Origin of the sequence: Variovorax sp. Varisp41, from assembly GCF_047325085.1 — a bacterium.
GTDB lineage: Bacteria > Pseudomonadota > Gammaproteobacteria > Burkholderiales > Burkholderiaceae_C > Variovorax.
This window is the reverse complement of the sequence record NZ_CP168540.1, coordinates 100,968-121,162: the sequence shown is the minus strand read 5'-3', so window position 1 is coordinate 121,162 and position 20,195 is coordinate 100,968. Positions and strand designations below refer to the sequence as shown.

The 20,195-nt window shown below is 71.0% G+C and carries 18 protein-coding genes; 8 read left to right on the top strand and 10 right to left on the bottom strand.

Annotation, left to right across the window (positions count from 1 at the left end; all coding sequences use genetic code 11):
- Nucleotides 1-29: 29 nt before the first annotated feature.
- The 7 genes from ACEN9J_RS00565 (at nt 30) to ACEN9J_RS00535 (ending at nt 9,565) form a co-directional block, all read left to right on the top strand.
- Nucleotides 30-3,551: a DUF2126 domain-containing protein gene (locus ACEN9J_RS00565; protein WP_413762992.1), complete on the top strand. Its 3,522-nt coding sequence runs from the start codon at nt 30-32 to the stop codon at nt 3,549-3,551.
- 144 nt (nt 3,552-3,695) lie between these two features.
- Nucleotides 3,696-6,473, top strand: a complete 2,778-nt coding sequence (locus ACEN9J_RS00560; RefSeq protein WP_413762991.1) for a circularly permuted type 2 ATP-grasp protein — start codon at nt 3,696-3,698, stop codon at nt 6,471-6,473.
- 68 nt (nt 6,474-6,541) lie between these two features.
- Nucleotides 6,542-7,354 (top strand): basic amino acid ABC transporter substrate-binding protein, encoded by an 813-nt coding sequence (locus ACEN9J_RS00555; protein WP_413762990.1) that lies wholly within the window; start codon nt 6,542-6,544, stop codon nt 7,352-7,354.
- A gap of 15 nt (nt 7,355-7,369) precedes the next feature.
- Nucleotides 7,370-8,425, top strand: coding sequence for a transglutaminase family protein (locus ACEN9J_RS00550; RefSeq protein WP_413762989.1), 1,056 nt, complete (start codon nt 7,370-7,372; stop codon nt 8,423-8,425).
- The gene (locus ACEN9J_RS00545) at nt 8,422-8,880 is read left to right on the top strand and encodes a RidA family protein (RefSeq protein ID WP_261216038.1); all 459 of its coding nucleotides are present in this window, start codon (nt 8,422-8,424) and stop codon (nt 8,878-8,880) included. Before ACEN9J_RS00550 ends, ACEN9J_RS00545 begins: the two co-directional genes overlap by 4 nt.
- 131 nt (nt 8,881-9,011) lie before the next feature.
- Nucleotides 9,012-9,221, top strand: a complete 210-nt coding sequence (locus ACEN9J_RS00540; protein WP_261216040.1) for a c-type cytochrome — start codon at nt 9,012-9,014, stop codon at nt 9,219-9,221.
- Between the two features lie 14 nt (nt 9,222-9,235).
- Nucleotides 9,236-9,565: a Rieske (2Fe-2S) protein gene (locus ACEN9J_RS00535; protein WP_413762988.1), complete on the top strand. Its 330-nt coding sequence runs from the start codon at nt 9,236-9,238 to the stop codon at nt 9,563-9,565.
- 29 nt (nt 9,566-9,594) lie between these two features.
- Here ACEN9J_RS00535 and ACEN9J_RS00530 read toward each other — a convergent pair whose 3' ends face one another.
- Nucleotides 9,595-9,777 (bottom strand): hypothetical protein, encoded by a 183-nt coding sequence (locus ACEN9J_RS00530; RefSeq protein ID WP_296723553.1) that lies wholly within the window; start codon nt 9,775-9,777, stop codon nt 9,595-9,597.
- A gap of 150 nt (nt 9,778-9,927) precedes the next feature.
- Entirely contained in the window at nt 9,928-11,499 is a 1,572-nt protein-coding gene (locus ACEN9J_RS00525) for a serine hydrolase domain-containing protein (protein WP_413762987.1), read from the bottom strand.
- 238 nt (nt 11,500-11,737) lie between these two features.
- On the opposite strand from ACEN9J_RS00525, the gene ACEN9J_RS00520 reads away from it, so the two are divergent.
- Nucleotides 11,738-13,483 (top strand): GMC family oxidoreductase, encoded by a 1,746-nt coding sequence (locus tag ACEN9J_RS00520; RefSeq protein ID WP_413762986.1) that lies wholly within the window; start codon nt 11,738-11,740, stop codon nt 13,481-13,483.
- Here ACEN9J_RS00520 and ACEN9J_RS00515 read toward each other — a convergent pair.
- The 8 genes from ACEN9J_RS00515 to ACEN9J_RS00480 are packed head-to-tail and all read right to left on the bottom strand — an operon-like array spanning nt 13,374 to nt 20,106.
- Nucleotides 13,374-14,408, bottom strand: a complete 1,035-nt coding sequence (locus ACEN9J_RS00515) for a LacI family DNA-binding transcriptional regulator (RefSeq protein WP_057595376.1) — start codon at nt 14,406-14,408, stop codon at nt 13,374-13,376. The two genes, ACEN9J_RS00520 and ACEN9J_RS00515, sit on opposite strands and share 110 nt — an antisense overlap.
- Nucleotides 14,405-15,406 carry a 2-hydroxyacid dehydrogenase gene (locus ACEN9J_RS00510; RefSeq protein WP_413762985.1) on the bottom strand — a complete coding sequence of 334 codons (1,002 nt, stop codon included), beginning with the start codon at nt 15,404-15,406 and terminating at the stop codon, nt 14,405-14,407. Before ACEN9J_RS00510 ends, ACEN9J_RS00515 begins: the two co-directional genes overlap by 4 nt.
- A gap of 5 nt (nt 15,407-15,411) precedes the next feature.
- Complete coding sequence (locus tag ACEN9J_RS00505) at nt 15,412-16,365, bottom strand: sugar kinase (RefSeq protein WP_413762984.1); 954 nt, start codon at nt 16,363-16,365, stop codon at nt 15,412-15,414.
- Nucleotides 16,366-16,382: 17 nt separating this feature from the next.
- On the bottom strand, nt 16,383-17,126 hold the full coding sequence (locus tag ACEN9J_RS00500) for a sugar phosphate isomerase/epimerase family protein (protein ID WP_413762983.1): 744 nt from the start codon (nt 17,124-17,126) through the stop codon (nt 16,383-16,385).
- Complete coding sequence (locus tag ACEN9J_RS00495; protein WP_413762982.1) at nt 17,126-17,878, bottom strand: amino acid ABC transporter ATP-binding protein; 753 nt, start codon at nt 17,876-17,878, stop codon at nt 17,126-17,128. The genes ACEN9J_RS00500 and ACEN9J_RS00495 overlap by 1 nt, the downstream gene beginning before the upstream one ends.
- 19 nt (nt 17,879-17,897) lie before the next feature.
- Nucleotides 17,898-18,695, bottom strand: a complete 798-nt coding sequence (locus tag ACEN9J_RS00490; protein ID WP_093354693.1) for a transporter substrate-binding domain-containing protein — start codon at nt 18,693-18,695, stop codon at nt 17,898-17,900.
- A gap of 58 nt (nt 18,696-18,753) precedes the next feature.
- Complete coding sequence (locus tag ACEN9J_RS00485; RefSeq protein ID WP_209543327.1) at nt 18,754-19,407, bottom strand: amino acid ABC transporter permease; 654 nt, start codon at nt 19,405-19,407, stop codon at nt 18,754-18,756.
- A gap of 27 nt (nt 19,408-19,434) precedes the next feature.
- Complete coding sequence (locus tag ACEN9J_RS00480) at nt 19,435-20,106, bottom strand: amino acid ABC transporter permease (RefSeq protein ID WP_057595383.1); 672 nt, start codon at nt 20,104-20,106, stop codon at nt 19,435-19,437.
- Between the last annotated feature and the right edge of the window lie 89 nt (nt 20,107-20,195).

Below are 20,195 nucleotides of genomic sequence, written 5' to 3'. Positions count from 1 at the left end.
CAATCTGCCAGTACTGCACACAAAAACGCATGTCCATCCACGCCGCGCTCCACCACGTCACCCACTACAAATACGACCGCCTGGTGCAACTCGGCCCGCAGGTCGTCCGGCTGCGCCCGGCACCGCATTGCCGCAGCAACGTCATCTCGTACTCGCTGCGCGTCGAACCCGCGGATCACTTCGTCAACTGGATGCAGGACCCGTTCGCCAACTACCAGGCGCGGCTCGTGTTCCCCGAGAAGACGCGCGAGTTCAAGGTCACGGTCGACCTCGTGGTCGAGATGGCGGTCTACAACCCCTTCGACTTCTTCCTCGAGCCGCAGGCCGAGAACTTCCCGTTCAAGTACACGCCCTCGCAGGCCGAGGAACTCGCGCCCTATCTGGTCACCGAGGAGCCCACGCCGCTGCTCGCGGCCTACCTCGACAAGATCGACCGCAAGGAACGGCGCACCATCGACTTCCTGGTCGGCATCAACCAGCAGGTGCAGCAGGACGTCAACTACCTGATCCGCATGGAGCCCGGCGTGCAGACGCCGGAAGAAACGCTCGCCAACGGCAGCGGCTCCTGCCGCGACTCGGGCTGGCTGCTGGTGCAGCTGCTGCGCCACTGCGGCCTGGCCGCGCGCTTCGTCTCGGGCTACCTGATCCAGCTCACGCCCGACGTGAAGGCGCTCGACGGCCCGAGCGGCACCACGGTCGACTTCACCGACCTGCATGCCTGGTGCGAGGTGTTCCTGCCGGGCGCCGGATGGATCGGCCTCGATGCCACCTCCGGCCTGCTGGCCGGCGAGGGCCACATCCCGCTGGCCTGCACGCCCACGCCCTCGAGCGCCGCGCCCATCGAGGGCGGCGTGGACGAGTCGAAGGTCGAGTTCGGCCATGACATGAAGGTCACGCGCATCTACGAATCGCCGCGCGTGACCAAGCCCTACACCGAGGAGCAATGGGCCGAGGTGCTGGCGCTGGGCGACGCAGTCGACAAGCGGCTGCAGGCCGGCGACGTGCGCCTCACGATGGGCGGCGAGCCCACCTACGTGGCCACCAGCGACCGCGACGCGCCCGAATGGAACACCGACGCGCTCGGCCCCACCAAGCGCGGCTATGCCACCGAGCTGGTCCACCGGCTGCGCGCCGAGTACGGCCAGGGCGGCTTCCTGCACTTCGGCCAGGGCAAGTGGTACCCGGGCGAGCAGCTGCCGCGCTGGGCGCTGTCGATCTTCTGGCGCGCCGACGGCCAGACGCTGTGGCACGACCCCGAGCTGTTCGCCGACGAACGCTTCCCCACGCACTACACCAGCGAGGACGCGCGCCGCTTCACCAGCCTGCTGGCGCGCAAGCTCGGCCTGACCGACCGCTACGTGCAGCCGGGCTTCGAGGACATCTACTACTACCTCTGGCGCGAACGCCGCCTGCCGGTCAACGTCGACCCCTTCGACTCCAAGCTCGACGACGAACTCGAACGCGTGCGCCTGCGCCGCGTGTTCACGCAGAAGCTCGACGCGGTGATCGGCTACATGCTGCCGATCGAGCCCGGCAACGCGAACCGCGACGCGCCCGCGCTCGAGGGCCCGGCCTGGAAGACCGGCCCCTGGTTCCTGCGCGACGACCGGCTCTACCTGATCCCCGGCGATTCGCCGATGGGCTACCGCCTGCCGCTCGACTCGCAGCCCTGGGCCAGCAAGGGCGACTACCCCTACCTGATCGAGCGCGACCCGACCGCGGCGCGCGACGCGCTGCCGAGCGCGGCCGACTACCGCGCGCGCTACACCGTGGGCACGGCCGGCGGTACCGGTGCCGACCTCGGCGCCGTGCCCTATGCCTTCGGCACGCCCGCGGCCGTGCCCGCGGCGCTGCGCATGCAGGGGCCCGGTACCGGCATCGGCGAAGGCACGGGCGACGGCAGCGCGGCCGATGCCGACGCCGCCCTCGACAGCGCCGCCACGCGCCAGCCGCTGCGCGGCGAATCGGCCCACTGGGTCACGCGCACCGCGCTGTGCGTCGAGGTGCGCGACCCGCGTCGCGCCAACGGCCCGGCGGCCGAGAAGAAGGGCAGCGCCTCGGGCGTGCTCTACGTCTTCATGCCGCCGCTGGCACGCCTCGAGGACTACCTCGACCTGGTCGCCGCCGTGGAAGCCACCGCACGCGAGCTCGGCGTGCGCATCGTGATGGAAGGCTATCCGCCGCCGCGCGATCCGCGCCTGAAGATGCTGCAGGTCACGCCCGACCCCGGCGTGATCGAGGTCAACATCCATCCGGCCCACAACTGGAAGGAACTGGTCGACCACACCGAATTCCTCTACCAGGCCGCGTTCGAGACCCGGCTGTCGGCCGAGAAGTTCATGACCGACGGCCGCCACACCGGCACCGGCGGCGGCAACCACTTCGTGATGGGCGGCGCCACGCCGGCCGACAGCCCCTTCCTGCGCCGGCCCGAGCTGCTGGCCAGCCTGCTGCTGTACTGGCACAACCATCCCTCGCTGAGCTACCTGTTCTCGGGCATGTTCATTGGCCCGACCAGCCAGGCGCCGCGCGTCGACGAAGCGCGCAACGACCAGGTCTACGAGCTCGAGATCGCGCTCAGGGAGATCGCGAAGAACCGCGAGCTGTACGGCCAGCACATGCCGGCCTGGCTGGTCGACCGCACGCTGCGCAACATCCTGATCGACGTCTCGGGCAACACGCACCGCAGCGAGTTCTGCATCGACAAGCTCTACTCGCCCGACTCCAGCACCGGGCGCCTCGGCCTGCTCGAACTGCGCGCCTTCGAGATGCCGCCGCATGCGCGCATGAGCATCGCGCAGCAGCTGCTGATCCGCGCGCTGGTGGCGCGCTTCTGGGACGAACCCTACAAGGCGCCCGTCACGCGCTGGGGCACCGAGCTGCACGACCGCTTCCTGCTGCCGACCTTCGTCAAGATGGATTTCGACGACGTCATCAGCGAGATGCGCCAGGCCGGCTTCGCCTTCGATCCCGACTGGTTCGCGCCGCACTTCGAGTTCCGCTTCCCGCTCGTGGGCCAGGTGCAGGCGATGGGCGTCGAGCTCTCGCTGCGCAACGCGCTCGAGCCCTGGCACGTGATGGGCGAGGAAGGCTCGGCCGGCGGCACGGTGCGCTACGTCGACTCCTCGCTCGAGCGCATCGAGGTGCGCGTGACCGGCCTCAACGAGAGCCGCCACGTGGTCACCGTCAACGGCCGCGTGCTGCCGCTGCAGCCCACGGGCGTGGCCGGCGAGTTCGTCGCCGGCGTGCGCTACAAGGCCTGGAACCCGCCCTCGGCGCTGCATCCGAGCATCAAGGCCCATGCGCCGCTGACGGTCGACCTGGTCGACACCTGGATGAAGCGCTCGCTCGGCGGCTGCCAGTACTTCGTGGCCCATCCGGGCGGCCGCAACTACGAGACCTTCCCGGTCAATGCCTACGAGGCCGAGAGCCGGCGCCTCTCGCGCTTCACGCGCACCGGCCACACGCCGGGCCTGATGCGCACGCCGGCCGCCACCATCGAGGTGCCCGGCAGCCGCGAATTCCCGTTCACGCTCGACCTGCGGCGCTGAGCGGCGCCCGCGGCCCGCCCCTCGTCCACGGGGCGCGGGCCGGGCCGCCGGGTGTGTCGTCCCGCCCACACGGATGGCTGCAGCGGGCATTTCGCACGCCATCGCCGGCGGGCCCGGTGACAGCGATGTGACAATCCCAACCCTGTGGAACCCCTCAACGAATCCCTGTTCGACGCCCAGGCGCTGGATTTTCCGGCCGCCCTGGGGTCGGCGCTCGCCCCGCCCGCCCTGCCCGGCCACTTCGACGAGCTGCGCGGCATCGCGACGCCGGAGGCGCCCGCACGGCCCGCCGCAGGGCCGGCAGCGCCCACGGGGCCGCACTTGCACGATGCGACGGCGGGCAGCCAAAGCCAATCCCAAACGCAGGGCGGCCAGACCCAGACGCAATCCGCGGCCCAACGCGCGCCCTCCGCCGACACCGCCGCGCCGGCCCCCGCCGCCGGCGACAAGCCCCCGCTGCTGCCGCCCTGGCATGCCTTCTTCGAGCAGCTCGGCTCCGACGGCTTCGGCGACCTGCCGCGGCGCGCGGTCAGCCTGGAGCGCCAGATCCGCGACAACGGCGTCACCTACAACGTCTACGCCGACGCCACTCACGGCCCGCAGCGGCCCTGGTCGCTCGACCTGTTCCCGCTGATCGTCTCGCCCGAGAGCTGGGCGCAGATCGAGACCGGCGTGCTGCAGCGCGTGCGCGTGCTCGACCGCGTGATGGCCGACGTCTACGGCCCGCAGCGCCTCCTGGCCGAAGGCCTGCTGCCGCCCGCGCTGGTGCGCGGCCATCCGGGCTACCTGCGCGCGCTGCACGGCGTGAAGCCGCCGGGCGACACCTGGCTGCACATCGCAGCCTTCGACCTCGCGCGCGGCCCCGACGGCAACTGGTGGGTGGTGTCGCAGCGCACCCAGGCGCCCTCGGGCCTGGGCTACCTGCTCGAGAACCGGCTCGCGATCACGCGCCAGTTTCCGCAGGCCTTCGAGGCGCTGCACGTACAGCGGCTGGCCGCCACCTACAGCGCCATGATGGACGGCCTGCAGCGCATGTGCCCGGCCGGCGTGCCGCCGCACATCGCGCTGCTCACGCCCGGTCCCTACAACGAGACTTACTTCGAGCACGCCTACCTCGCGCGCTACCTTGGCGTCACGCTGGTCGAGGGCAACGACCTCACGGTGCGCGACCAGCGCCTGTACCTCAAGACGCTGCAGGGCCTGCGCCCCGTGCACGGGCTCATCAAGCGGCTCGACGACCAGTTCCTCGACCCGCTCGAGCTGCGCCCCGACTCCACGCTCGGCGTGCCGGGCCTGCTGCAGGCGATCCGCGCCGGCAACGTGCTGGTGGCCAACATGCCGGGCTCGGCCTTCCTCGAGTCGCCGGCGCTGCTGGGCTTCCTGCCCGGCCTGGCGCGCCACCTGCTCGACGAGAAGCTGCTGCTGCCCGCGCTGCCCACCTGGTGGTGCGGCGAGCGCGCGGCGCTCGAGGCGGTGCTGCCGCAGCTCGGCGACTGCTTCATCAAGCCCACCTACCCGGGCATCGACGGGCGCGAGAGCTTCGACGCGGTGCTGGGCCGCCAGCTCGGGCGCCGCGAGCTCGACGAATGGGCCGGGCGCATCGTGCGCGAGGGCGAGGCCCACACGGTGCAGAGCTACCTGCCGCTGTCGCAGATGCCGACCTGGGCCAGCGACCTCGGGCCCGGCCACATCGCGCCGCGCGCGGTGCTGCTGCGCGTGTTCGCGGTCAGCGACGGCGCGCAATCGTGGCGCGTGCTGCCCGGCGGGCTGGCGCGGCTCGCGGGGCCCGATGCACAGATCGCCTCGATGCAGCGCGGCGGCAGCAGCGCCGACGTCTGGGTGCAGACCCATGGCGAGGTCGACCGCACCACGCTGCTGCAGCCGCAGGCCACGCCGGCCTCGCTGGCGCGGCACCGCGCGCCGGTCACCAGCCGCGCGGCCGAGAACATGTTCTGGCTCGGCCGCTACACCGAGCGCGCCGAGAACGCGGTGCGGCTGGCGCGCCTCACGCTCAACATCCTCGGCGGCGAGGACCAGTCCTCGCGCCCGCTGCTCGAATGGCTGCACCGCATGGCGGTGCGCAATGCGCTGGTGCCGGCCGGCGTGCCGAGCGCGCCTCAGTCGCGCCGCGTGTTCGAGCGCGCGCTGATCGCCGAGCTCGGCGACGTGGCGCAGGGCGGCAGCGTGGGCTACAGCCTGCGCAGCATCCGCCAGGCCGCGGCCGCGGTGCGCGAGCGGCTCTCGCCCGACCACTGGAACCAGATCGTGCGCGCCGAGGCCGACTTCCTGCGCCGCGCCGCCGAGCAGGCCGGCGAAGGCAGCTTCGCCACCGGCGCGGCGCTGCGCTCGCTCGAGTCGGCCAGTTCGGCGCTCGCGGCCATGACCGGCGCGCAGACCGACCGCATGACGCGCGACGATGCCTGGCGGCTGCTGTCGATCGGCCGCCACATCGAGCGCCTGAGCTTCCTCGCCAACGCCCTGCTCGCGGGTTTCCAGAACCACGCGGTGCACGAGGTCGGCGGCTTCGAGGCGATGGTCGCGCTGTTCGACAGCACCATCACCTTCCATGCGCGCTACCAGCAGCGCCGCGACGTCGCCACGCTGGTCGACCTGCTGGTGCTCGACGCCGAGAACCCGCGCTCGCTGGCCTGGGTCACGCAGACCCTGCGCGGGCGCATCGCGCGGCTCGCGGGCAGCGCGCCCGGCAAGCTCACGGCGCTGTCGTACGAGCTGCCCGACCCGGCCACCTGGACGCTCGAGCACCTGTGCGACCCCGGCCCCGCCGGCGGCGAGGACGGCCCCTATGCGGCGCTGGCCGCGCTGCTCGCGCACTGCGAGGCCGCCGCCTACCATGTGTCCGATGCCATCGGCATCCGCTACTTCACGCTGACCTCGGAATCGCTGCGCTCCGTGGGCGCCTGAGCCCTCGCTGCGCGCGCCGCGCGACCAGACCACCCCTACAAGCAACGACAGACCAAGGAGGGCTTCCCATGACCACGATCCATCGCCGCTTCGCCCTGGCCGCCGGCCTCGCCACGGTCCTCGCGCTCGCCGGCTGCGGCAAGCAGGAGACCGCCGCGCCCGCCGCCGCATCGGCCCCGCCCGCACCGTCCGCCGCGCGCGTGCTGGTCGTGGGCACCGATGCCGCCTACACGCCCTTCGAATCGCAGAACGAGAAGGGCGAGATCGTGGGCTTCGACATCGACATCGTGAATGCCGTCGCGAAGAAGGCCGGCATCGAGGTGAAGTTCGTCAACACGCCGTGGGAAGGCATCTTCAACACGCTCGACCAGGGCGACCGCGACTTCCTGGTGTCGGCCATCACCATCACGCCCGAGCGCCGCCAGACCATGGACTTCTCGCAGCCCTACTTCGACGCGCGCCAGCTGATCGCGGTCAGGAGCGACGCGAGCGTGACCCGCTTCGAGGACCTGAAGACGCTCAAGGTCGGCGTGCAGAACGGCACCACGGGCGACGAAGTGGTCGGCAAGCTGCTGGGCAAATCGAGCGCGAACATCAAGCGCTTCGAATCGACGCCGCTCGCGCTCAAGGAGCTCGAGGCCGGCGGCGTGCAGGCGGTGGTGGCCGACAACGGCGTGGTGGCGCACTACCTCGCGAACAACGCGGGCGCGGGCTTCAAGACCGTGAGCGATGCCGGCTTCGCGACCGAGCAGTACGGCCTCGCGGTGAAGAAGGGCAACGCCGAGCTGCTCGCCAGGCTCGACAAGGGCCTGGCCGAGATCAAGGCCGACGGCAGCTACGACAGGATCTACGCCTCGCACTTCGGCGCCGCGTCGAAGTAACCCACGGCGCGCGCCATGCGACTCCACGTCACCCACGAAACCCGCTACGAGTACTCGCCGCCGGTCGAGACCGCGCAGCACCTCGCGCACCTGCGGCCGCTGGTCACGCCCTCGCAGCGCCTGCTGAGCCACCGGCTCGCGATCGAGCCCGCGCCCGCGCAGCGCGTCGAGCAGGCCGACCTCTACGGCAACGTGCGCGCCTTCTTCGCGCTCGACACCACGCACGACAGCCTGGTGGTCACGGCCGAGAGCGTGGTCGAGACCTCGGAGCCCGTGCTCTCGAGCGCGGTGGCGCGCGAGCTGCCGTGGGAGTCGGTGCGCGAGCGCTTCCGCTTCCGCAAGGACGCGCTGTTCGACCCGGCCTCGGAGTTCGTCTTCCCCTCGCCCTACGTGCCGCGCCACGACGACTTCGTCGCCTATGCGCGCGCGAGCTTCGCGCCGGGCCGCCCGGCCTTCGACGTGGCGATGGACCTCACCGAGCGCATCCACCGCGACTTCGACTACGACGCCGACAGCACCGAGATCAACACGCCCGCGGCCGAGGCGCTGGCCCAGCGCAAGGGCGTGTGCCAGGACTTCGCGCACATCATGATCGCGTGCTTCCGCGGGATGGGCCTGCCGGCGCGCTACGTCAGCGGCTACCTGCTGACGCAGCCGGCGCCGGGCCAGCCGCGGCTGATCGGCGCCGATGCCTCGCACGCCTGGGTCTCGGTCTACCTGCCCGGCGAAGGCGACGGCCCCGGCAGCGCCGGCGACTGGGCCGACTTCGATCCCACCAATGGCCGCCAGCCCGGCGAGGACTACGTGACGCTGGCGATCGGCCGCGATTACTCCGACGTCTCGCCGATGCGCGGCGTGCTGCACGGCGGCGCGCGCCACACGCTGCACGTGGGCGTGACGGTACAGCCGGTCGACGAGCTCGAGCCGCCGCAAGCCCCCGGCGGCGCAGGGCCTTCGGCCGCGGCGTCGCCTACGATCGCGGCTTCGCCGGTACAAACGCCGGTCGATTCCCCGCAGCCGCCCTCCGCGCGGCCGCCTTCACCACCGTCTCACCAGGAGCCTTCTTCATGAGCGTCTACGACAAGCTTTCCAGCCTCGGCATCACCCTCCCGCCGGTCTCGGTTCCGGCCGCCGCCTACGTGCCTTTCGTGCAGACCGGCAACCTCGTGTTCCTGTCGGGCCACATCGCCAAGAAGGACGGCAAGGTCTGGACCGGCCAGCTCGGCGCCGACGTCAGCACCGAGCAGGGCAAGCAGGCCGCGCGCGCGGTGGCGGTCGACCTGCTGGGCACGCTGCATGCGGCCGTGGGCGACCTGAACAAGGTCAAGCGCATCGTCAAGGTGATGAGCCTGGTCAACTCGGTCGGCAGCTTCACCGAGCAGCACCTCGTGACCAACGGCGCGAGCGAACTGTTCGCCGAGGTCTTCGGCCCCGAGAAGGGCGCGCATGCGCGCAGCGCCTTCGGCGTGGCGCAGATCCCGATGGGCGCCTGCGTCGAGATCGAACTGATCGCGGAGATCGGCTGATTCGCCTGCCGCGGTCCCTGTGGCTGGCACTGCCGCTCGCGGCCATCGCGCCGCTGGCGGCCGCGGCCGACGAGATACCGGCGCCGCTGCGCGAGCCGGTCGCGCGCTATGCCTGCCTCAGTTGCCACGGCATGGTGCGCAAGCAGGTGGGACCGGGCTTCGCGCAGATCGCGGCGCGCTACCGCCACGACCCCGAGGCACCGGCCCGTCTCGCCGACAAGCTGCGCGACGGCAGCGTCGGTGCCTGGGGCCGCGTCATCATGCCGCGCCAGCCCCACATGAGCCTCGACGAATCGCGCCGGCTCGCGCAGTGGGTGCTGTCGCAGCCCTCCCCGCCCTGAATGTCCGCACCACCATGACCGATGCACTGCTGATCTGCGGCGCGCTGCCCGAATCCCGCGACGCGGTGAAGTTCGAGGCGCCGGGCCGCGGGCCGGCCTTCGTCGTGCGCTGGCAGGGCCGGGTCCATGGCTACCTCAACCAGTGCGCGCACGTGGGCGGCCCGATCGATTTCGAGGGCCAGGTGCTCGAGCGCTCGGGCCGCTACCTGATGTGCGCGCGGCACGGCGCGATCTACGAGCCCGACACGGGCTTGTGCGTGGGCGGCCCCTGCAAGGGTGCGCGCCTGGTTCCCCTGGCGGTGGAAGAGTCGGCCGACGGCAAGGTCTGGCTGCGCGCGGCCTGAGCCGGAGCGGGCGCCCCGGCATCGAGGATCTAATGCGCGGCCACGCCGCGTTCGACCCCCGTCCCGTCGGCGCCGGCCCAGAAGTTGTCCGGGACGCCGCGCGGCTGCCGCTCCTCGATCTCGACCGTGACGCTGACCGAGATGTCGGCCGCCTGTTCGCGGCGCTTCAGAAAGCTTTCGAACTGGTCGAGGTAGTGATGTTCTTCATTCACGGATCGGGCCTCCATCTGGTTTTCGATACCGGAGGTTTTAATCCGTCGCAGCGTGTCGCCAAAGGTTGCGGATGCCGTCGCTGCATGCAGGACAAGAGGCCATCGCCGCCGCCGTGCCGCGCTGGCAAGGCCTACGACCTTCCGTAGTTGTCAGGCCGCCTTCACCGCGCGCGCGCCGGTCAGCGTCGGCATCTCGGTCGCGCTCGAGTTCACGTTCACGCTGCGGTCGAGCCGCAGGTAGCGCGAGGCGAAGCGGCAGGTCACGGTGTCGCGGAAGGCCGATTCGACGAAGGTCCAGCTCATCACGAAGGTGCGCTCGTCGAGCCACTCGCCGCTCGCGACCACGCGCATAACGGCGGGCTGGTACTCGTGATGCAGGCGGTTGCCGGTCATGGTGGTGTCGCCCTCGATCGGCTTCTTCAATCCCACCTGCACCGTGTGCGTGCCGCGTTCGTCCTCGAGCGTGAAGCTGCAGGCCTCGGCGCCGAAGTCCAGGCGCGCGGCCTTGATCCTGTCGGGGTTGTCGGGAAACTCGTAGCGCTGGCCCGACACGGCCGCGGCCACCGGCGACGAGGTCGGCCGCACCGGCGGCAGCAGGCGCAGGCCCGCCATGCGCCGGCGCAGCGCGGCGCTGGCCCGGCCGCCATCGGCGGGCGCGCTCTCGAACGCGGCCGGGAAGTGCTTGTAGAGCAGCCCCGCGTTGAAGCCGGCCTTCGGCGGCAGCGCCGCGTTGATCGCGAGCACCGCGTCGTGCGCGGGGAACACCACCGCGTACTGGCCGAACAGCCCGTCGGCGTTGTAGGCGCCGTTCGGGCCCAGCCACCACTGGTAGCCGTACTTGTCCTTCGTGTGCGGCCGGTGCACCGCATCGACCCATTCCTTCGTCAGCACCTGCCTGCCGTTCCACATGCCGTTCTGCGCATGCAGGATGCCGAGCTTGAGCGAATCGACGGTCTTCCAGCTCAGGCCGTTGGCGCCCGGCGAGATGCCCTCGGGCCCGACCTCCCATTCGTAGCCCGTGATGCCCAGCGGATCGAAGAAGCGCGGCTTCAGGTAGTCGGCCACCGGCTGGCCCGTGGTCTTGGTGACGATGGCCGACAGCATGTAGGTGGCGGCACTGGTGTAGACGAACTGCGTGCCGGGCGGATTCACCACCGGGATCTTGAAGAACTCGGCGATCCAGCTGGTGCGGATCTGGCGCCACACCGAGCCCGAGGTCATGGCGGCATGGCCGGTGCGCATGGTCAGCAGGTCGCGCACCGTCATCGCCGCGAGGTTCGGGCTCACCACCGGCGGCAGATGCTCGGGAAAGAAGGACACCACCTTGTCGTCGAGCCCGAAGCGCCCCTCGGCCACCGCCATGCCGACCGCGCAGACGGTCACGCTCTTGGTCAGCGAATGCGTCATGTGGCGCCGCTGCGGGCCGTAGGGCTCCCACCAGCCCTCGGCCAGCACCTGGCCGCGGCGCCACAGCATGAAGCCGTGCAGCTCGAAGGCGCCGCGCTCGGCCTCGTCGAGGAAGGCCAGGATCGCCGACGACGACACGCCCTGCGCCTCGGGCACGCCGCGCGGCAGGCCATCGGCGGGCACGGGCGCGGCCAGCCCGGTGGCGGCCCAGCCCAGGCCGGGCACCGAGGCCATCGCCATGCCGCCGAGCGACAGGCGCAGCGCGCCGCGGCGCGAGAGCGCGGGGAGAGAAGAAGAGGAAGAAAGTGCGGGCATGGCGGTGGTCTCGGATGCTGTCGTTGTTCTTCTTCCGAGTGTGGTCCGCGCAACTGTCATTCGCCTGTCGGCTCCGCCAGGGGAAACCCGTCGGAGGTTCCTACTACACGCGTCGCGCACGCGACAGTGCCACTTTGGTCCGACGGGAAAACGCTAGGCGCCCTGCCCCGTTTCGTTCCTACAGTCCACGGGCCGGCATCGGCGCAATCGAAGAAGAAGCAGGAAAGGACGCGGGGCGATGGAGTTCGACTACGTGATCGTCGGAGGCGGCTCCGGAGGCGCCACGCTCGCCGCGCGGCTCAGCGAGGATGCGCGCGTGCGCGTGTGCCTGATCGAGGCCGGCGGCGACGGCCGCGGCATCCTGGTGCGCGCGCCGGCCGCCACGGTGGCGATGCTGCCGGGCCGCCCGCCGATCAACAACTACGCGCTGCGCACCGAGCCGCAGCCGGGCCTGGACGGGCGCCGCGGCTACCAGCCGCGCGGGCGCTGCCTCGGCGGCTCGAGCGCGATCAACGCCATGCTCTACGTGCGCGGCCACCGCGAGGACTACGACGACTGGGAGCGCGCCGGCTGCGGCGGCTGGTCCTTCGGCGACGTGCTGCCCTGGTTCCGCCGCGCCGAGGGCAACCAGCGCGGCGCGAGCCCGCTGCACGGGGCCGACGGTCCGCTGCAGGTGGCCGACCAGCAGACGCCGCGCGCCATCAGCGAGGACTTCGTGCGCGCCGCGGTGCAGTCGGGCGTGCCCTTCAACGACGACTTCAACGGCATCGAGCAGGAAGGCGCGGGCCTCTACCAGGTCACGCAGTTCCATGGCGGCGCGAGGAACGGCGAGCGCTGCTCGGCCGCGGCCGCCTACCTGCACCCGGCGATGACGCGCCCCAACCTCGCGGTGCTCACGCACACGCAGGCGCTGCGCGTGGTGATCGAGCATGGCCGCGCCGTGGGCGTGGAGGTGCGCCGCGGCGGCAACGTCGAGCGCATCCATGCGCGGCGCGAGGTGGCGCTGTGCGGCGGCGCCTTCCATTCGCCGCAGCTGCTGATGCTCTCGGGCATCGGCGATCCCGCGCAGCTGCAGCAGCACGGCATCGCGGTGCAGCAGGCGCTGCCCGGCGTGGGGCGCAACCTGCAGGACCACCTCGACTTCATCCTCGCCTACCGCTCGAAGCACCGCGACCTGTTCGGCATCGGCCTCGGCGCGAGCTGGACCCTGCTGCGCCAGGCGCTCCTGTGGCGCAGGACCGGCACCGGCCTGGTCGCCACGCCTTTCGCCGAGGGCGGCGCCTTCGTCAAGTCCTCGCCCGAGCTGCGCCGGCCCGACCTGCAGCTGCACTTCGTGATCGCCATCACCGACGACCATGCGCGCAAGCTGCATGCGGGCTACGGCTTCTCGTGCCATGTCTGCGTGCTGCGGCCGAAGAGCCGCGGCGAGGTCCGGCTGGCCGACGCCAACCCGGCCTCGGCACCGCTGATCGACCCGCGCTTCCTGTCCGACCCCGAGGACCTCGCGCTGCTGCTGCAGGGCGTGAAGAAGACGCGCGAGATCATGGCGGCGGCACCGCTCGCGAAGTACCGCCAGCGCGAGCTCTACACGGCCGATGCGCGCGGCGACGAGGACCTGGTGCGCCAGATCCGCGCGCGAGCCGACACCATCTACCACCCGGTCGGCACCTGCCGCATGGGCGCTCCCAACGACGCGGGGGCGGTGGTCGACCCACGGCTGCGCGTGCGCGGCATCGAGGGCCTGCGCGTGGTCGATGCCTCGGTGATGCCGACCTTGATCGGCGGCAACACCAACGCGCCCACGGTGATGATCGCCGAGCGCGCGGCCGACTGGATGCGCGGGCCGGCGCGCTTCGCGGCCGAAGCCGACCCGGCTACGCGGGGACAGGCGCCTTCGACGAGCCCCGCACCTGCAACTGCCCCGGCAGCAGCAACTGCCGCGGCGGGCTTTCGAGCCCCCGCAGCCGGTCGATCAGGCAGCTAGCGGCGGCGCGGCCGATGTCGTCGGTGGGCTGGGCGACGGTGCTGAGGCCCGGGCCGATCAGCGAGGCCCATTCGGGATCGTCGAAGCCGACGAAGCCGAGGTCGGCGCCGAACTGCCAGCCCAGCCGCGCCATCGCCTGCGCCACGCGCAGCGTGACGACCGCGTTGCCCGCCACCACGGCGGCGCGTCGGCCGCGCCTGGCGCGCTTGCGCAGCGCCGCGAGCGCATCGTCGAGCGCCTGCTGTTCGCCCTCCACGCTCTCGAACACCTCGCCGGCCATGCGCGGGCCGTTCGCGGTCACGCAGGCGCCGAAGGCCGCGGTCCGCTCGCGCCGCGAGCTCACGCCCGCGAGCGGCTCGGTCACGTAGAGCAGCTCGCGAAAGCCGCCCTCGACCAGGTGGTCGCAGGTGGCCTTCATCGCGGCCTCGTTGTCGAGCGAGACGAAGTCGGTGTGCATGCCCGCGTGGCGCCGGTCGACCAGCACCGCGGGCTTGCCGTGCAGCGCGACCGCGTCGAACACGCCGCTGCCGCGGCCCAGGGTGTTGAGGATGAAGCCGTCGACCTGGTAGCCCGCGAGCGCGTCGATGGCCTCGCGCTCGCGTTCGCTCTCGTTGCCGAGGTTGAACAGCATCACGAGGTAGCCGGCGTCCTGGCAGGCTTTCTCGGCGCCGCGCAGCACCGCCACCGAATAGGGGTTGGTGATGTCGGCCACGATCAGGCCGATGAGGCGCGAGCGGCCGTGGCTCAGCGCCTGCGCCATCGGGCTCGGCGAATAGGCGAGCTGGGCGATCGCGGCCTCGACGCGCGCCGCGATGTCGGGGCTCAGCAGCCGCTCGCGGTGGTTGAGGAAGCGCGAGACCGTGGCCTTGGAGACGCCCGCGGCCTGCGCCACGTCGGCGATGGTGGCGCGGCCCGTGGGTTTCATGCGCTGGCCGTGTCGTAGGGCGCGGTCGGCCTCTCCCCGGCCAGCACCTGCAGCAGGTTGGTGGTCGCGAGCTCGGCCATCGCATGCCGGGTCTCGTGCGTGGCCGAGCCGATGTGCGGCAGCGGCGTCACGCGCGGATGGGTGCGCAGCGGCGAATCGGCCGGCAGCGGCTCCTTGGCGAACACGTCGAGGCCGGCCGCGCGCAGCGTGCCCTTGTCGAGCGCGTCGAGCAGCGCCTGCTCGTTCACGGTCGCGCCGCGGCCGCCGTTGATGAAGGCGGCGCCGGGCTTCATGCGCGCGAAGAAGGCGGCGTCGGCCATGTCGCGCGTGGCCTCGGTCAGCGGCAGCATCGCGAGCACGATGTCGGCGCGCGCCAGCAGCTCGTCGAGCGGCGTGTGCGTGGCGCGGCCCTGCAGCTCGGGCGCCTGCGCGGCCAGGTCGACCGCGCGGCGCGCGTGGTAGAGCACCGGCATGCCGAAGCCCAGGGCGGCGCGGCGCGCCACGGCCTGGCCGATGCGGCCGAAGCCGAGGATGCCGAGCGTCTTGCCGTTCACGTCGGTGCCGAACAGGTCCTCGCCGATGTTCTTCGTCCAGCGGCCTTCGCGCACCAGGGTCGAGAGCTCGACCACGCGGCGCTGCGTGGCCATGAGGATCGCGAACATGGTGTCGGCCACGGTCTCGGTCAGCACGTCGGGCGTGTGGCACAGCACGATGTTGCGGCGGCGCAGCTCGGTCAGCGGGTAGTTGTCGACACCGACCGAGACGCTCGAGATCACCTCGAGCCGGGGCGCCGCGTCGAGCATCGAGGCATTGAAGTTGACGCTCGAGCCGATCAGGCCCTGCGCCGCCGGCAGCGCGGCCGCGAAGGCCTCGGGCGACTGGCGCGCGTCGGCCACGACGACCTCGTGCGCGGCCTGCAGGCGCGCGAGCTGGTCCTCGGGCAGGGTGCGAAAGACCAGGACGTTCTTGCGGGTGGAGGAAGACGAAGAGGAAGCCATGGCGTTCACAGCCCCGCCGCTTCGAGTTCGGCCCGCGTCGGCAGGCCCTCGGTGTCGCCGAGCACCTGCACCGCGCGCGCGCCGATCCAGGCGCCGCGCCGCACCGCCTCGGGCACGCTGCGGCCCTCGAGCAGCGCGCTGACCACGCCGGCCGCGAAGCCGTCGCCCGCGCCCACGGTGTCGATCACTTCCTTCACGGGGACGCCCGCGACGCGGCCGGTGCCGGCCACGTCGCTGTCGTAGTAGGCGCCCTCGGCGCCGAGCTTGACCACCACCAGCTTCGCGCCGCGCTCGCGGTAGAAGCGCGCCACGTCCTCGGGCCGGTCGTGGCCGGTGAGCAGCAGGCCCTCCTCGATGCCGGGCAGCACCCAGTCGGCGCGCGCGGCCAGCTCGTTGATCCAGTGGCGCATGGTCTCCTTCGAGGACCACAGCGTCGGGCGCAGGTTGGTGTCGAAGGAGATGGTGCGGCCCGCGGCGCGCATCACGTCCATCGAACGCAGCGCGGCCTGCAGGCTGGTCTCGGAGATGGCCGCGAACACGCCGGTGGCGTGCAGGTGGCGCGCCGAGCGCAGCCAGGGCTCGTCGATGTCGGCCGGGCCCATGCGGCTCGCGGCCGAGCCCTTGCGGTGGTATTCGATCGGCGGGTCGCTGCCGTCGGTGACGCGGCCCTTGAACTGGAAGCCGGTGCGCTGCGCGGCATCGGCGATCACGTGCGAACAGTCGATGCCCTCGGCGCGCATCGCGTTGAGCAGCGCGCGGCCCATCGAGTCGGTGCCGAGCCGGCTGGCCCAGCCCACCTTCAGGCCCAGGCGCGACAGGCCGATGGCCACGTTGGTCTCGGCGCCGGCGGTGCGCTTGTGGAAGGACTGCGCATCCTCGATCGGCCCCGGCCGATCGGCCACGAGCAGCAGCATGGCCTCGCCGAACAGGGCGACGTCGAAGGCGGTGGGTTCTGTCATCGGTGTGAGTGGTTTCGCTACGCGCGCGCGGCGCGGATGAAGTCGATCTGCGTGCGGACGACGGCCTCGAGGTCGTCGCCCACGAGCGGGTATTCGATGGCATGCGGCACGTCGGCCGGCAGCGCGCGCAGCACGGCGCGCCAGGGTGCCACCGAGTCGCCCAGCGGCACCGCCGCCCACTTGTGCGGCAGGCGCTGCGCGCCCTTGCAGTGCACGTAGCGCACGCGCTGGCCGAGCGCCTGCGCGGCCTGCAGCGGGCATTCGCCGACCCAGTGCCAGTTGCCCATGTCGAAGGTCATGCCCAGCGACACGCCCGCGCGATCGGCGGCTTCGAAGAAGGCCTGCAGCGCGGGCACGGTGCCGGCGCGCACGCTCTGGTCGTTCTCGATCACGAGCTCGACGCGGGTCTCGGCCAGCTCGACCTTGAGGCCCCAGAGCGAGCCGTGCGAGGACGGCTGGAAGTCGCCGATCGACATCTTCAGCCGCTTCGCACCCACGCGCGTGGCGGCCGCGATGCCGCGCTTGAGCGCGGCGCTGTCGAGCCAGCCGCCCTGGGCCCACAGGCCCTCGGGACTGGAGTAGACCGAGGCCAGGCCGTTGAGCGCAGGCAGTTCGGCCTCGGCGTCGCGCAGCATCTCGCCGCGCACCTCCACCGAATCGGCGCCCGCGCGCTTCGACAGCTGCGAGCACCAGAGCTGGCCATGGCGTCCCACCTCGGCCGCGCCGAAGGAGGACAGGGAAATCAGGACCTCGAAGGACATCAGTGGGCCTGATGCGAGCTGAGGATCTGGCCCAGGAACTGCCGGGTCTTCTCGTTCTGGGGGTTGCCGAAGAACTCCTCGGGCGGCGCCTGCTCCACGATCCTGCCCTCGGCCATGAAGATCACGCGGTCGGCCACGCTGCGCGCGAAGCCCATCTCGTGCGTCACGCACAGCATGGTCATGCCGTCCTCGGCCAGGCCGATCATGGTGTCGAGCACTTCCTTGACCATCTCGGGGTCGAGCGCGGAGGTGGGCTCGTCGAACAGCATGATCTTGGGCGTCATGCACAGCGCGCGCGCGATGGCCACGCGCTGCTGCTGGCCGCCCGAGAGCTGGCTCGGGTACTTGTTGGCCTGCTCGGGAATGCGCACGCGCGTGAGGTACTTCATCGCCACCTCCTCGGCCTGCGCCTGCGTCATGCCGCGCGAGCGCATCGGCGCCAGCGTGCAGTTCTGCAGGATCGTGAGGTGCGGGAACAGGTTGAACTGCTGGAACACCATGCCGACCTCGGCCCGCACCGCGTCGACGTTCTTGCCGCCGGCCGTGAGCTCGATGCCGTCGACCTCGATGCGGCCCTTCTGCACCGTCTCGAGCCGGTTGATGCAGCGGATCAGCGTCGACTTGCCCGAGCCCGAGGGCCCGCAGATCACGATGCGCTCGCCCGCACGCACGCTGAGGTCGATGCCGGTCAGCACCTGGAAGTCGCCGTACCACTTGTTGACGGCTTCCATGCGGATGATGGGGTCGGTCATGGGGTGTTCCGCTCCCGGCTTACTGCATCTTCGGCAGGTCGGCCTGCAGCCACTTCTGGTAGAGCTTGTTGAGCTCGCCGTTGGCGGTGTTCTTCGCCACGAAGTCGTTGACGGCCTTGGTCAGCTCGTCCTGGCCCGGGCGCAGCGCGATGCCCATCGACTGCTGCACCAGCGTGAACTTGTTTTCGTAGGTGCCGGCGGGCACGCGCTTGGCGATCTGGGCGGCCACGGTCACCGAGCAGCCGATGGCGTCGACCTGGCCCGAGATCAGCGCCTGCATGGCCGAGGCGTCGTCGTCGAAGCGGCGGATCTCGGTGCCTTCGGGCGCGGCCTTGGTCACGGCCACGTCCTGGGTCGAGGCACGGGCCACGCCCACGCGCAGGCCCTTGAGGTCGCCGGCGGCCTTGATCGGGGTCTTGGTCGCGCCGTACAGCACGATGGTGGCGGCCGCGTAGGGCTGCGAGAACTGCACCTGCTTCGCGCGCTCGGGCGTGATGGCCAGCGAGGCGACCAGCAGGTCGACCTTGTTGGTCAGCAGGAAGGGAATGCGGTTCGGGCCGGTCACCGGCACGATGTTGGCCTTCACGCCCCAGTCCTTGGCCAGGAGCTTGGCCACGTCGGCGTCATAGCCGTCGGGCTGGTTCTTCGCGTCGGTGGTGCCGTAGGGCGGGAAGTCGACCAGCATGCCGATGGTGATCTCGCCCTTCTTCTTGATGTCGGCCACGCTCTGCGCCGAGGCGAAGGGGGCGAACACGGTGAGGGCGGCGCCGAGGCCGAGGGCTGCGATCGCTGCGCGGCGGGTGGTGGTGCGGGTCATGGGATGTGTCTCCTGAAAAAGAAAGGAAGCGACGGAAAAAACGAAAGCGAACGGGAAATCAGCGGGCCAGCGCGCGTGCGCGCTTGCGCTCCATGCGCGCGGCCAAAAGCGACAGCGGCCAGCAGATGACGAAGTAGATGGCGGCCACCACCGAGAACACGATGAGCGGCTGGAAGGTGGCGTTGTTGACGATCTGGCCGGCGCGCGTGACCTCGACGAAGCCGATGATGGCCGCAAGCGAGGTGCCCTTGATGATCTGCACCAGGTAGCCCACGGTAGGCGCGAGCGCGATCCTGAAGGCCTGCGGCAGCACCACGTCGCGCATGCGCGCGCTGTAGCTCAGGCTCAGCGCCTGCGCCGCCTCCCACTGGCCGCGCGGAATGGCCTCGATGCAGCCGCGCCAGATCTCGCCGAGGAAGGCCGCGCTGTTGAGCACCAGCGCCACGCCCGCGGCGACCCAGGGGTTGATGTCCAGCCCCAGCACCGGCGCGCCGAAGAACACCAGGAACAGCTGCAGCAAGAGCGGCGTGCCCTGGAAGATCTGGATGAAAGTGGTCGAGACGCCGCGTGCCCACGCCGATTCGGACGTGCGCATGAGCGCGATCGCGAGCCCCAGGATCGCGCCGCCCACGAAGGCGATGGCCGACAGCGCGAGCGTCCATTGGGCCGCTTCGAGGATGAACAGGAATTCGGGAAAGCCGAAGGTGCGCATGGTGTGGTGGTCTCCGTCGGTCGACGCTTACCGGCGGTCCGGGTAGTTGAGCGTGCGCTTGTAGATCAGCTTGAACATCGCCGAGAAGGCGAGCGCCAGCGCGAGGTAGATGGCCGCGACCACGATGTAGATCTCGAAGCTGCGGAAGGTCTGCGACTGCAGGTTGGCGGCCACCGAGGTCAGGTCGTCGGCCGAGATCACCGAGACCACCGCCGAGCTCAGCATCAGCAGGATGAACTGGCTGGTGAGCGCCGGGTAGATGGCCTTGAGCGCGGGCTTGATGATGATGAAGCGGAAGATCTCCCAGGACTTGAGGTTGAGCGCGCGGCCCGCCTCGATCTGGCCCTTGGGAATGGATTCGATGCCGGCGCGGATGATCTCGGTGGCGTAGGCGCCGAGGTTCACCACCATCGCCACCAGCGCGGCCGTCTGCGGCGACCAGCGCAGGCCGATGGCCGGCAGCGCGAAAAAGAAGAAGAACAGCTGCACCAGGAACGGCGTGTTGCGGATCACCTCGATGTAGGCGTTGATCACGAAGCGCAGCCAGCCCGGCCCCGAGGTCTTGCCCCAGGCGCAGAAGATGGCCACCACCAGCCCGAGCACGGTGGCGACCAGCGACAGCTGGACGGTGATCCACGTGCCCTTGAGCAGCAGCGGCCAGGCGGCGAAGACGGCGTCGAATTGAAACTGGTAGTTCATGGTCCGGCTGCGGCGCGGGTGCACGCGCACAGTGGAAAAGCAATGCTTGCAGCTTATATGAAACCGGTTTCACGATGACCAAGGGATTA

Bases quoted from the DNA above. Each gene is read 5' to 3' on its own strand.
- ACEN9J_RS00565 (WP_413762992.1), top strand. From the start codon at position 30: ATGTCCATCCACGCCGCGCTCCACCACGTCACCCACTACAAATACGAC.
- ACEN9J_RS00555 (WP_413762990.1), top strand. From the start codon at position 6,542: ATGACCACGATCCATCGCCGCTTCGCCCTGGCCGCCGGCCTCGCCACG.
- ACEN9J_RS00550 (WP_413762989.1), top strand. From the start codon at position 7,370: ATGCGACTCCACGTCACCCACGAAACCCGCTACGAGTACTCGCCGCCG.
- ACEN9J_RS00545 (WP_261216038.1), top strand. From the start codon at position 8,422: ATGAGCGTCTACGACAAGCTTTCCAGCCTCGGCATCACCCTCCCGCCG.
- ACEN9J_RS00540 (WP_261216040.1), top strand. From the start codon at position 9,012: ATGGTGCGCAAGCAGGTGGGACCGGGCTTCGCGCAGATCGCGGCGCGC.
- ACEN9J_RS00535 (WP_413762988.1), top strand. From the start codon at position 9,236: ATGACCGATGCACTGCTGATCTGCGGCGCGCTGCCCGAATCCCGCGAC.
- ACEN9J_RS00525 (WP_413762987.1), bottom strand. From the start codon at position 11,499: ATGCCCGCACTTTCTTCCTCTTCTTCTCTCCCCGCGCTCTCGCGCCGC.
- ACEN9J_RS00520 (WP_413762986.1), top strand. From the start codon at position 11,738: ATGGAGTTCGACTACGTGATCGTCGGAGGCGGCTCCGGAGGCGCCACG.
- ACEN9J_RS00515 (WP_057595376.1), bottom strand. From the start codon at position 14,408: ATGAAACCCACGGGCCGCGCCACCATCGCCGACGTGGCGCAGGCCGCG.
- ACEN9J_RS00510 (WP_413762985.1), bottom strand. From the start codon at position 15,406: ATGGCTTCCTCTTCGTCTTCCTCCACCCGCAAGAACGTCCTGGTCTTT.
- ACEN9J_RS00505 (WP_413762984.1), bottom strand. From the start codon at position 16,365: ATGACAGAACCCACCGCCTTCGACGTCGCCCTGTTCGGCGAGGCCATG.
- ACEN9J_RS00500 (WP_413762983.1), bottom strand. From the start codon at position 17,126: ATGTCCTTCGAGGTCCTGATTTCCCTGTCCTCCTTCGGCGCGGCCGAG.
- ACEN9J_RS00495 (WP_413762982.1), bottom strand. From the start codon at position 17,878: ATGACCGACCCCATCATCCGCATGGAAGCCGTCAACAAGTGGTACGGC.
- ACEN9J_RS00490 (WP_093354693.1), bottom strand. From the start codon at position 18,695: ATGACCCGCACCACCACCCGCCGCGCAGCGATCGCAGCCCTCGGCCTC.
- ACEN9J_RS00485 (WP_209543327.1), bottom strand. From the start codon at position 19,407: ATGCGCACCTTCGGCTTTCCCGAATTCCTGTTCATCCTCGAAGCGGCC.
- ACEN9J_RS00480 (WP_057595383.1), bottom strand. From the start codon at position 20,106: ATGAACTACCAGTTTCAATTCGACGCCGTCTTCGCCGCCTGGCCGCTG.